Source organism: Streptomyces fodineus, from assembly GCF_001735805.1.
Lineage (GTDB): Bacteria > Actinomycetota > Actinomycetes > Streptomycetales > Streptomycetaceae > Streptomyces > Streptomyces fodineus.
Genome location: NZ_CP017248.1, coordinates 6,225,723 through 6,238,181 on the forward strand (window position 1 = coordinate 6,225,723; position 12,459 = coordinate 6,238,181).

Annotated in this window: 7 protein-coding genes; 2 read left to right on the top strand and 5 right to left on the bottom strand. The window is 71.9% G+C overall.

Annotated features, from left to right (window positions below):
• Positions 1–5: 5 nt before the first annotated feature.
• From BFF78_RS46365 to BFF78_RS26790, 5 genes are all read right to left on the bottom strand, one after another.
• Positions 6–3,578: an SAV_2336 N-terminal domain-related protein gene (locus tag BFF78_RS46365; protein WP_069780729.1), complete on the bottom strand. Its 3,573-nt coding sequence runs from the start codon at positions 3,576–3,578 to the stop codon at positions 6–8.
• 3 nt (positions 3,579–3,581) lie between these two features.
• Positions 3,582–4,532 (bottom strand): AAA family ATPase, encoded by a 951-nt coding sequence (locus BFF78_RS26775; protein WP_069780730.1) that lies wholly within the window; start codon positions 4,530–4,532, stop codon positions 3,582–3,584.
• Positions 4,529–6,712, bottom strand: coding sequence for a VMAP-C domain-containing protein (locus BFF78_RS26780; RefSeq protein ID WP_069780731.1), 2,184 nt, complete (start codon positions 6,710–6,712; stop codon positions 4,529–4,531). The genes BFF78_RS26775 and BFF78_RS26780 overlap by 4 nt, the downstream gene beginning before the upstream one ends.
• 3 nt (positions 6,713–6,715) lie before the next feature.
• Entirely contained in the window at positions 6,716–7,108 is a 393-nt protein-coding gene (locus BFF78_RS26785) for a CU044_2847 family protein (RefSeq protein WP_069780732.1), read from the bottom strand.
• A gap of 93 nt (positions 7,109–7,201) precedes the next feature.
• Positions 7,202–8,104 (bottom strand): ribokinase, encoded by a 903-nt coding sequence (locus tag BFF78_RS26790; protein WP_069780733.1) that lies wholly within the window; start codon positions 8,102–8,104, stop codon positions 7,202–7,204.
• A 145-nt stretch (positions 8,105–8,249) separates the two neighbouring features.
• Between BFF78_RS26790 and recD2 the strand changes: the two genes are divergently transcribed.
• Positions 8,250–10,529 carry an SF1B family DNA helicase RecD2 gene (recD2, locus tag BFF78_RS26795; protein WP_069780734.1) on the top strand — a complete coding sequence of 760 codons (2,280 nt, stop codon included), beginning with the start codon at positions 8,250–8,252 and terminating at the stop codon, positions 10,527–10,529.
• Positions 10,530–10,707: 178 nt separating this feature from the next.
• Positions 10,708–11,997 (top strand): citrate synthase, encoded by a 1,290-nt coding sequence (locus BFF78_RS26800; RefSeq protein ID WP_069780735.1) that lies wholly within the window; start codon positions 10,708–10,710, stop codon positions 11,995–11,997.
• Positions 11,998–12,459: the final 462 nt, after the last annotated feature.

Sequence of the window (12,459 nt, forward strand, 5' to 3'; positions counted from 1 at the left end):
GAGACCTACGTCTGCGACGGATCCTCCGGGTCGGTCATCGTCAGGGCCGCCAGGTCGAGGAAGGCCCTGGCCGTCCGGGACTTCAGGCGGGAGAGGTCGATCTCCCGGCCGGATGCCAGGTGGGGATCATAGGGAATCGCCACCAGGTCCCGGTGACGGTCCGGCAGGCCCGAGCGGGCGAGGGCGGACGCGGAGCCGTTGGCCACGGTCTGGGTCACGGTGACCACGGCACCGTCGGCCAGAGTGTCCCAGCCTCGGGCGCGCAGCCCCGAGAGGACGCCCTCGACGCGGTCGCCGTCGCCCTGGTACTCGAGCGTGGCGCAGACGATCAGCTGATCCGTGTGCTGCAGCAGGACGTCCGCCGTGCCGTCGAGCCCCTGCGCCGCCCAGTCGATCAGCACGACCGGGTAGTACCGGGTCGCCAGGGACAGGACATGCCGGTACTCGTCGGCGTACGCCGCGCTCGGGATGGCCCGGAAGGCGCGATGAGCCAGCACGTGCGGACCGGACGGCAGGACGTTCGTGTACCGGCGGACCTCCTCGTACGGGGCGTCCGGCGCCAGCCGCGTCAGCACGTGCGGGGGCGAGGAGGCGTCCGGCGGCAGCCGTCTGTGCAGGTCCCCGGTGTACGGCGACCCGTCCAGGGCCAGCACCGCCTGCCGGCGCAGCGCCACGAACAGCGAGCCCAGGATGACCGTGATGGTGGAGCGCGCGCAGTGGGCGCCGGCGCCGACGAGCATGATCCGGTGGCTGTGCCGCAGCGGGCGGCGCACCAGCGAGAGCTTGTGGGCGCGCTCGGCACGGCCGAAGTAGCCGAAGGAGGGCGGCCGGGGCGGGGTCTGGGGCGCGGTTTCGGCACCGGCCGGGCTTTCGGCCCCGGGCGGGGACCGGCGTCTGCGCGGCGGTGGTGGTTCCCTCCAATCGAGCGGCAGCCCCAGATCGGCCCCGCCGAGCCCCGGGACGGGCCCGGTCGGCATCACGCGGGTCTCCCGCCAGGCTTCGCCGATCGGGGTCGCTCCCTCGGTGCGGCCCCGGCTCCCCGGTGGTGCGAGGTCCGCCGCGCCCGGGGTCAGCTCCGGCGGCTCCACCCGCGTGCGCTCCGCGACGGGGGCGTCCGGCTCGGAGGCCGGCCGGCCGCCTGCCCCGCCGTGCAGGGCCGCCGCGATCGCCATGTACTGCGCCAGCCGGTCGGTCACCTCGCCGGCCGAGGGCCGCTGAACCGGGTCGGGGTCCAGACAGCGCAGGACGAACTCCCGCAGCGGCTGCCAGGTGTCGCCCGACCACAGGTGCATCCCCTCGGGCAGACCGGGCAACGCGGTGCGCGGCCGGCTGCTCACCAGCCGGAGGAGCTCGCCGAGGTCCTTGACGTTGCCCTCTTTGGTGGGCGGGGCGCCGGTGCCGTGGAACACACCGGCGATGGCGCAGTCGGACAGTCCCGTCAGCAGCACCGTGCGCTCCAGCACCACCACGGCGTCCGCCGACAGATCGGCCGGTACCAGGTCGTTGAGGTGGCAGATGTTCAGCGCGGAGGCCAGGTGGTAACCGAGTTGCAGGCTGGTGAGCAGGTCGAAGGCGCCCGCCTGGTCGGGGCCGACGTAGGCCAGCAGGTCGCTCAGGCGCGGCGGCTGGGCGTTCGTGCCACCGGTCGACGGAAAGAGCCGTACGGCGAGCCAGGCGGGCCGGCCGTCCAGGTCGGCGTCGAGCAGCAGGGGCGCGTACCGGCCGTCCATCAGGCGCAGCGCCGTCACCTCGGTGAGCAGCAACTGGTGTGTGGATGCCGGGAGTTCGGGCCGTACGGTACGCACCGCGACCTCTTCCCCCCGCGGATCCACGCCCAGATAGACGATCGTACGGCGGCCGGGACGGCGGCCGCGCAGTGTGTACGGGCCGAGCCGGGCCGGATCCTGCCCGGTGAGCGGATGCCACACCGGCGGCCGAACCACCCGGGGTGGCGGCTCGGGTGTGGCCGGGGTCGGCGGGCGCAGGCCGAACCGGGCCATCAGCCGCCGTTCCACCGCGGTGAACGAGGAGGACCCGGCGGGCAGCCGGTCCGCGCCGTCCGGATGGGCGAGCCAGGCCGGGAAGTCGGGGGAGCGGCCCGCCAGTTGCTCCAGGCGGCGGCCGATGCGCCGGCCGGTGCGCACGAGTTCCCCGCTGGGCACCGCGTCCAGCAGGGCCGTCTTGCACTCCTCGGTGAAGTCGAAGACGCGGTGCTTGGCGGGCAGCGGTCCGGGGACCGGCGCCGGCCGGGGGTGGACCAGGCCGCCCAGGAAGACCTCGGCCAGATGCGTGGTGCGGGCCTGCCAGGGGACCGCCGACTGCACCAGCCGCATCACCGGCACGGTCAGGGGGGACACCGCGGCGAGATGGGCGGCGAGCCGGTAGGCCTCCGGGGAGGCCGCGTCCCGGAAGTGCTGCAGGCTGCCCAGCTCGCGGGAGCCGACCGGTGCGTGCCCCCGGGGCCTGGCCAGCAGCGGCAGCTCCACCGTGGTGCCCGGCGAGGTCAGCAGCTCGGTCCAGGCGCGCAGGGAGTCGGCCGCCGGTTGCAGCACCGGTACGGGCACGCCGGTGAAGTCGATGGGCAGGACACGGTCGCTGATCCGCCAGGACGTGCCCGCCCCGCCGGGCCGGCGGGTGGTGGCCTGCCAGCGGTCGGCCTGGATGCCCGATCCGTCCCACAGCGCGGGCGGCAGGGTGTGCAGGATGGCGACCGGCCCGTGCTCCGCCCAGGTCCGCAGTACGTCGTGGACCGCGCCGCTGCGCCAGTTCGCCCCCATGCCGTCGCTGACGACGAAGACCAGCGTCTGCCCGGAGGGGTCGACCAGCACGGATGGCGACAGCTCGGAACTGCCGGGGTCGAACGGGTGCCCGCGCAGGCCGGGACCGCCCGGGGAACGGGTGTCGAGGCCGTGGACGTGGATCGAGCGGAAGGCGCCGATCCGCCGCAGGGTCGTCAGCAGCTCGGCGGTCAGCCGGTGCCAGAGCAGCATGGACAGGCCGTCGTCGACCACCAGGACCAGGTTCAGCCAGCGCTCCCGGCGCGGTCGCAGGACCACGTCGGGCAGCCGGGTCTCGGCCAGCTGGGCGGCCGTCGCCGCCTCGTCCACCTCACGCAGCCGGGGGCTCGGCCGTTTCCGCTTCAGCGGCCGCAGCGCCCGCCCGATGACCAGCTCGTCGCGCAGGGCCTTCTCCTCCGGGACGAGCAGGGGCAGCGCCCGTGTGCCGGGGTCCGGCGCCGGCAGCACGGTCGGCAGGTCGGGCAGTGCCGGGGACTGTGTGGCGGCATGCAGTTCCGGCCTGGTCAGCGACGGCAGCTCGGTGGCGGGCCGCGGGACGTCCGGCTCCTCGTCCGGTTCCGCCTCCGCTGTCGGCGGGGCCGGGGGCATGGGCTCGGCGGGCGGCACCGTGCGGCGCAGCAGCCGCGGCAGGGGCAGGTCACGGCCGTCCGCGGGCAGCCTCCCGGCCAGCCACAGGACATCCAGCACCTCGTGCGGATCGAGGTCGTACCCGGCGCCCTTCAACACCCGCAGCAACGCCCCGAGCCGCTCGCCCGCGCCGTCCCCCCACTGCCGCGGCACGGCTCACACCATTCCCGTGAGCTGGTGCAGTACCGCGTCCAGCAGGCCGTCGGCGTCCAGGTCCACGCCGTTGGTGCGCAGGAACACGGCGTTCAGCAGCTGGTCGGTGGCGAGTTCGCCGGGCGCTCGGCGGCGCAGGAACGCCTGCAGCAGGTCGTCCACCTCCGGCAGGATCTCCGGTCCCAGATGCGCGGCGACGATGGCCCGCAGCCGCTCCTCGTCCGGCATCGGCAGGTCGAGCCGGATGCAGCGGCGCAGGAAGGCGGGCGGAAAGTCCCGCTCGCCGTTGCTGGTGATGACCACGACCGGGAACTCGGTGCACTCGACCCGTCCCTGGTGCACCGTCACCGAGCCCCGGTGGTCGGCGGTCAGCACCTCCACGTCCGCCATCTCCTCGGGCAGCCGGGCCAGTTCGGGGATGTCGAAGACACCTTCCTCGAACACGGTGAGCAGGTCGTTGGGCAGGTCCACGTCCCCCTTGTCCATCTCGTCCACGAGCAGCGCCCGCGGGGTGCCGTGCGGGGCGAGTGCCGTGCCGAGCGGGCCGAGCCGGATGAAGGTGCCGATGGACGGCTCCGCCTCGCCCCGGTCCCGGCTCAGCGTGGTCTCCCGCAGCCGCCCGATCGCGTCGTACTGGTACAGCGCCTCCTGCACGCTGGAGCGGCTGTTGACCGGCCAGCGCAGCAGCTCCCCGAGGATCAGTTCGTGCGCCACCGCGCGGGCCAGCGACGACTTGCCGGTGCCCGCCGGGCCCGTCACGAGCAGCGGGCGGCGCAGATGCAGGGCCGCGTTGACGATGTCCGCGTGCTCCGGGGCCACCAGATAGGGCAGCGGTCCCGCCGTACGGCCGCCGGGGCTGAAGCGCCGCCAGGGCGGGGCGGGCGGCATCGTGGCCGGGCGGGCCACGCCGTCGCCGCGGAAGATCCGCCAACTGGCCTGTGCCGACGTGCTCATGCGTTCTCCTGGGGTTCTGCCAGCTGCAGCCGGGGCATCGAGCGGTCCGCGTCCGACCAGGCGAGGACGGGACGGCCGGGGTACTGTCCGGGACTGCCCAGACTCATCGCCCGGTACGCACGCGTGCCCTCCGGCAGGATGTGCACGGGCACCGGCGACAGCCGGGCCAGCGCATGCGAACGGCCGGCCGGAGAGCGGTCCCACATCACCACGGGCACCCCCATCATCAGACACGTCTGCACGATCTCGTCGCGTGAGCGAGGGGGAACGTCCACGGCGACCCGGACTGCGTCCTTGTCGGCCAGCAGGGCGCCATAGACCTCGCTGCGGCCCTGGGCGGGGTCGTCGAACGTCACGAGCGTGTCCGAGTCGAGAAGTCTCCAGCGGTGGCGCCAGTCGGGATGGAAACGCTCGTGCCGGTGCAGAAGTTCCGGGCAGGTGATGACCACCGGGAACTCGGCGCCGAGCACCCCGGGCAGCTCGTCGGGCGCGAACGCGCAGGGCGCGCCGTCGGTGCCGGTGATGCCCCACTCGTCCACCGGCAGGTTCAGGCCGTCCCGGTCGACGAGCAGCTCCAGCACGGGCCGGCCCCGGTCGGGCGCCGCCCGGTACAGCGACTCCAGCACCTTCAGCAGCTCACGGGCCGCCTCCGCCCCCGAGCGCGGCGTCTGGGCGTCGAGGCTGGTCTGCCGGGGGCCGGCGCCCTCGTCGCACCAGACCCGCAGCCCGTAGCGGCCCGGCCCGGACCGCTCCACCCGGGCGGTCACCCGGGCCGGCGCGGTCCGCTCCCGCTGCGCACGCGCCCACTCCTCGGCGTCCGTACGGCGTTCCATGAGCGAGGCGGTGGGGATGCCCAGCCGGTCCACGACGGACACCGTCCACAGGCGTAAGGAGGCCTGCGGTGCGGACGGCGCGATCGCGGCCAGGTACTCCACCACGCGCAGCAGTCCCGGCACCCGCAGCCCGTCGGCGTCACCGCGGCTGTCTCCCGGCAGGCGCTCCAGATCGTCCAGGAGCTCATTGACCGTGTGATGGCCGGAGCCCGTGGCGGCCAGCGGCAGCGCGGCCCGCGTCACCTCGGGCAGCCGGGCCCTGAGGGGCGCGGGCAGGTTGTCCACATACCGCGTCAGCTTGCGGTGCTCGCGCGGTGACAGCAGCCGGGGCACCGGCGACACCCGGCCGACCGCCAGCAGCTGCGGCACGGCCGTCGGCTCCCGCCGGCGCAGCACCTCCGTCAGCGCGGACAGCGCCCGTGGCTCGGTCACCAGCAGGGCCGCGAACTCCTCGGTGGTGGGCGCGGACAGGGTGTCGTGCACGCCGTATCCGCACAGTTCGGCGACGGCGCACGCGTACTCGATGCGCAAGCCCGACGCCGGCATCTGCCGGTCCAGCAGGTCCAGCAGCAGCTCGTACGCCGGGTCGTCCGGATCGGGGGCCGGCGCCTCGAACAGCCCGGCCGCGCCGGCCGCCCGCAGTTCGGCCTCGATGCGCTGCCAGGGGATGCCCCAGCTGCGCCGCGCGATGTGCTGGGAGCTGTAGGGCAGCGGTCGGCCGGAGGACGGGTCGTGGGGCGGCATGACGTGTCCGGCGACGATACCGACCACCGCGTTGTCGCCCACCGACCACAGCGGGCCGCCGCTGTAGGAGGGGCCGATGGCCATGCCGGTGGCGTCGCCGTCGACGTAACCGATCACCTCGTCGCAGGACTTGACCCGTACGTCGGCGAAGCTGTGGCTGTGCCCGGTGCTGTGCCAGGCGCGCAGCGACTGGCCGACCGCCATCGGCAGCCACTGGGGCAACGGCGCCTGCCCGCCCGGTCCCGTGTCCAGCAGCCGCAGTACGGCCAGATCGCCGAGCCATTCGTGGTCCTCGGCCCCGGGGACGCCCGGTGCGCCGTCCCGGCGGCGCGCCGGTATCCAGTGGGCGACCCGGGTGTCGCGGCGGACGGTGAGGGCGGAACCGTGCAGGGTGACCGCGATGGTGTCGTCGCCGGGGTGCCGCAGATCGAACGGCCCGCGTCCGAGCGCGTCGTTGACGACATGGGCGCAGGTCAGCAGGTGGTCCCTGGTCAGCAGGACCGCCGCGCCCACGCTCCCCGAGCCCGCGGCCTCCAGCACCGAGACCACGCAGTGGCGGGGGTCGGCCGCGGCCGAGGGGTCCGCCTTGGTGAACCAGCCCATGCCTCAGCCCCCGGCGGGTGCCGGGCGCCAGGTGGCCGAGACGGTCAGATGGGCCTGCCCGTTCCCGCCGACGATGCCCAGCTTGAGATCCTGCCCCACCTGCACGCCGAAGGTGACGCTGATCTCCTGCGGCGGCCGCTCGGACCCCGCCACGGCGTCGTGGATCTCCTGCAGGAACGGTCCCAACGGCCGCAGGGTGCTGCGCAGTGTCTCGACCGCGTGGGCGGCGACACCACGCCCGCCCCGGGACACCGGCACGGTGGCCCCCATGCCCTCCGGGAGCTGCCCCGCCTGCTGCGCCGGAGCGCCGGCCCGGTCATCCGCCGGGGTGAGCTGGAACCGTACGGCTGTCCCGTCCGCCAACTGCAGTTCGCTGAAGTCCAACACCCTTGCCATTGTGCCGATTGCGACTCGGCTGAGGAGGCGGAAGGAGATTTTCCGGAGCCGGCAGCACAGGGAAGAGGCGGCGGTGGCGGATCCCCGCCTTCTTCACAGGGCGTCGACCTCTCGCGCCGTCGGATACGACTCCTGGGCGCCCCGCCTGGTCACGGCCGCCGCACCGACGCGGGCCGCGTAGGCCGCCGCCTCGGTCAAAGAGGCCCCCGACCCCAGTTTCCAGGCCAGCGCGGCGGTGAACGCGTCGCCCGCGCCCGTGGTGTCCACGGCGTCCACCTTCACCGACGCCACCTGGGTCACCCCCGATGAGTCGCCCACCAGCGCCCCCTGCGCGCCCAGCGTCACCACCACCGAGCGCGGCCCCTTGGCCAGCAGCAGCCGCGCCCAGTCCTCGGGGTCCTCGCTGACACACGCGTCCCCGAGGATCACCCGGGCCTCGTGCTCGTTGACGATCAGCGGATCGCAGGCCGCCAGCACCTGCGAGGGCAGGGGCCGCGGCGGGGACGGGTTCAGTACGAAGCGGCCGTCCGGGGACAGGTTCCGTACGACCTCCACGACCGTCTCCAGCGGGATCTCCAGCTGCGTGGACACCACCCGCGAGGCGAGGAACAGGCTGACCGCCGCCCGGACGTCCGCCGGGGTGAGCCGGGCGTTGGCACCCGGCGACACCACGATGCTGTTGTCCCCGGAGGGGTCCACCGTGATCAGTGCGACGCCCGTCGCCGCCCCGCCCACCAGCACGCCGACCGTGTCGACGCCGGCCGCGCGCAGGGAGTCGAGGAGCAGCCGGCCGTAGGCGTCGTCGCCGACCCGGGCCAGCAGGGCCGTACTCGCGCCGAGCCGGGCCGCGGCGACCGCCTGGTTGGCGCCCTTGCCGCCCGGGTGGACGGCCAGGTCGCCGCCGAGCACCGTCTCACCGGCGGCCGGCCGCCGCTCGACATCGATCACGAGGTCGGCGTTGGCCGAACCCACGACCAACAGGTCGTAGTCGTACATCAGTTGACTCCCCATGACTCCCAGAGAGATGACCCGGGCGGACGGCCGTCACCCCATGGTGCCCCATACCGGGGCACCCATGGGGCGCGACGCCACCTTGCACGCTCCCCCACCCCCTGTCACACCCCACCGGTACCGTCGGATCATGGCTCAACAGGCGGGGACCCAGACCGGTGAGCGGCGGCTCGCCGTGCTCGAAGGTGTGCTGGAACGCATCACGTACGCCAATGAGGAGAACGGCTACACGGTCGCCCGGGTCGACACGGGAAGAGGCGGTGGTGATCTGCTCACGGTCGTCGGCGCGCTGCTCGGTGCCCAAGTCGGTGAATCCCTCCGCATGGAGGGGCGGTGGGGTTCGCACGCGCAGTACGGCAAGCAGTTCCACGTCGAGAACTACACGACCGTGCTGCCCGCCACCGTCCAGGGCATCCGGCGTTATCTGGGGTCCGGGCTGGTCAAGGGGATCGGGCCCGTCTTCGCCGACCGGATCACGCAGCACTTCGGCATGGACACGCTCCGGGTCATCGAGGAGGAGCCCAAGCGGCTCATCGAGGTGCCGGGGCTGGGGCCCAAGCGGACCAGGAAGATCGCCGACGCCTGGGAGGAGCAGAAGGCGATCAAGGAGGTCATGCTCTTCCTGCAGACCGTCGAGGTGTCCACCTCGATCGCCGTGCGGATCTACAAGAAGTACGGGGACGCGTCGATCTCCGTCGTCAAGGACCATCCCTACCGGCTCGCCGCCGACGTCTGGGGCATCGGGTTCCTCACGGCCGACAAGATCGCCCAGTCCGTCGGCATCCCGCACGACAGCCCGGAGCGGGTCAAGGCGGGGCTGCAGTACGCCCTGTCGCAGTCCGCCGACCAGGGGCACTGCTTCCTGCCGGAGGAGCGGCTGATCTCCGACGCCGTGAAGCTGCTCGCCGTTGACACCGGGCTTGTCATCGAGTGCCTCGCCGAGCTGGCCGAGCCGGCAGACGACGGTGACGATCCCGGTGTCGTACGGGAGAAGGTGCCCGGCCCGGACGGTGACGCCGACCGGCCCGTCACGGCCGTGTACCTCGTGCCCTTCCACCGTGCCGAGCTGTCCCTGTCCGCCCAGCTGCTGCGCCTGCTGCGGACGGACGAGGACCGGATGCCGGCCTTCCGGGACGTCGACTGGGCGAAGGCCCTCGGCTGGCTGAGGGGCCGTACCGGCGCCGATCTCGCCCCGGAGCAGGAAGCCGCCGTCAAGCTGGCGCTCAGCGAGAAGGTCGCCGTGCTGACGGGCGGGCCCGGCTGCGGCAAGTCCTTCACCGTTCGCTCGATCGTGGAGCTGGCCCGTGCCAAGCGGGCCAAGGTGCTGCTGGCCGCCCCCACCGGGCGGGCCGCCAAGCGGCTGGCCGAGCTGACCGGCGCCGAGGCCTCCACCGTGCACCGGCTGCTGGAGCTGAAGCCCGGCGGGGACGCCGCCTATGACCGGGACCGGCCGCTCGACGCCGACCTCGTCGTCGTGGACGAGGCCTCCATGCTGGATCTGCTGCTGGCCAACAAGCTCGTCAAGGCCGTACCGCCCGGCGCCCATCTCCTCTTCGTCGGGGACGTGGACCAGCTGCCCAGCGTGGGGGCCGGGGAGGTGCTCCGTGACCTGCTCGCCGACGGCAGCCCCGTCCCGGCCGTCCGGCTGACCCGTGTCTTCCGGCAGGCTCAGCAGTCCGGTGTCGTGACCAACGCACACCGGATCAACGCCGGGCAGCACCCGGTCACCGACGGGATGAAGGACTTCTTCCTCTTCGTGGAGGACGATACGGAAGAGGCGGGGCGGCTCACCGTGGACGTGGCCGCCCGTCGGATTCCGGCCAAGTTCGGGCTCGATCCACGCCGGGACATCCAGGTTCTGGCGCCCATGCACCGGGGGCCGGCCGGGGCCGGGGCGCTGAACGGGCTGCTCCAGCAGGCCATCACCCCCGGCCGGCCCGATGTGCCGGAGAAGCGGTTCGGCGGACGGGTCTTCCGGGTCGGCGACAAGGTCACCCAGATTCGCAACAATTACGAGAAAGGGAAGAACGGAGTCTTCAACGGCACCGTGGGCGTCGTCACCTCGCTCGACCCGGTCGACCAGCGCCTGACGGTGCTGACGGACGAGGACGAGGAGGTTCCGTACGAATTCGATGAACTGGACGAACTGGCACATGCGTACGCGGTGACCATCCACCGCTCCCAGGGGAGTGAATATCCCGCCGTGGTGATTCCGGTCACCACCGGGGCATGGATGATGCTCCAGCGGAACCTCCTCTATACGGCGGTCACCCGGGCCAAGCGGCTGGTTGTCCTCGTCGGTTCGCGCAAGGCGATCGGGCAGGCCGTGCGCACGGTGTCGGCCGGACGGCGGTGCACGGCCCTCGACTTCAGGCTCAGCACGAAAAATGATCGATCAAATGAGTCATGAAGGTCACAGAGCCTTCCAGTTGCCCCCTTCGAGGGGGCAGGATGAGCAGGTTGGCGGCACTGAGTGCCGCCAATAGGCCCAATGGTCGACCCCGAGTGCACTCTCCTGAGCCAAATGGGGGATGGTAGAGACAGTCAGGGCACCTCGAAGATGAGGCACTACGTCGGTGAGGGAAGACGTGAGCGACAACTCTGTAGTACTGCGGTACGGCGACGGTGAGTACACCTACCCGGTGGTCGACAGCACCGTCGGCGACAAGGGCTTCGACATCGGGAAGCTCCGCGCCCAGACCGGTCTGGTGACGCTGGACAGCGGATACGGCAACACGGCCGCCTATAAATCCGCCGTCACCTACCTCGACGGCGAGGCGGGCATCCTCCGCTACCGCGGCTACCCCATCGAGCAGCTGGCCGAGCGCTCCACCTTCCTCGAGGTGGCGTACCTGCTGATCAACGGCGAGCTGCCCACCGTCGACGAGCTCTCGACGTTCAAGAACGACATCACGCGGCACACCCTGCTGCACGAGGACGTCAAGAACTTCTACAAGGGCTTCCCGCGCGACGCCCACCCGATGGCCATGCTGTCCTCGGTCGTCTCGGCGCTGTCCACCTTCTACCAGGACAGCCACAACCCGCACGACGAGAAGCAGCGCGACCTCTCCACGATCCGGCTGCTCGCCAAGCTCCCGACGATCGCGGCGTACGCGTACAAGAAGTCGATCGGCCACCCGTTCGTCTACCCGCGCAACGACCTCGGCTACGTCGAGAACTTCCTGCGCATGACCTTCTCGGTCCCGGCGCAGGAGTTCGAGCTGGACCCGGTCGTCGTCGCCGCGCTCGACAAGCTGCTGATCCTGCACGCCGACCACGAGCAGAACTGTTCGACCTCGACGGTCCGCCTGGTCGGCTCGTCGCAGGCCAACATGTTCGCGTCGATCTCGGCCGGCATCAGCGCGCTGTGGGGCCCGCTGCACGGCGGTGCCAACCAGTCCGTGCTGGAGATGCTCGAGGGCATCCGCGACTCCGGCTCCGACGTCGACACCTTCATCCGCAAGGTGAAGAACAAGGAGGACGGCGTCCGTCTGATGGGCTTCGGCCACCGGGTCTACAAGAACTTCGACCCGCGCGCCAAGATCATCAAGGCCGCCGCGCACGATGTGCTCTCCGCGCTGGGCAAGGAGGACGAGCTCCTCGACATCGCCCTGAAGCTGGAGGAGCACGCGCTGTCCGACGACTACTTCGTCGAGCGCAAGCTGTACCCGAACGTCGACTTCTACACCGGTCTGATCTACCGGGCCATGGGCTTCCCGACCGAGATGTTCACGGTCCTGTTCGCCCTCGGCCGCCTGCCGGGCTGGATCGCCCAGTGGACCGAGATGATCAAGGAGCCGGGCTCCCGCATCGGCCGCCCGCGCCAGATCTACACGGGCGTGGAGCTGCGCGACTTCGTGCCGGTCGAGCAGCGCTGAGCGCAGTGAGTGACAGGGTCTGCCCTTGACCGGGTGGGCCCTGAAGCGGTCGTAAGAGCAGAAGGCGCCCTGAGACGCCGGTCCCCCCACGGGCCGACGACCAGGGCGCCTTCCCATGTCCCGGTGCGGATTCCCCCCACGGGATCCGGCCGGGCGCTCGGAGAGGACAGCGCCTGAATCGCTGTCGTCGAGCAGAATGAGCAAAACTCGTCCTGCTCCAGTGATGCGGTGCATCTGCCGGGACAACGCACGCTGGGAGGGCCGCTCAAAGCTTCCCGGCGCACGTGCCCCGGCAACGCATCTCTGAGGAAGTCCCCCAAGACATCCCCAGACGCCGGCTGACGCCCCCCAAGACGTCGTACCGACATCGCCAACTTAGACCTTCGAACCCCTTCGATGGTTACGTTCGCATCACTGTGATCTGCGTCTCTTGCATATGTCCCTTAGGTACGCAAGAGCCCC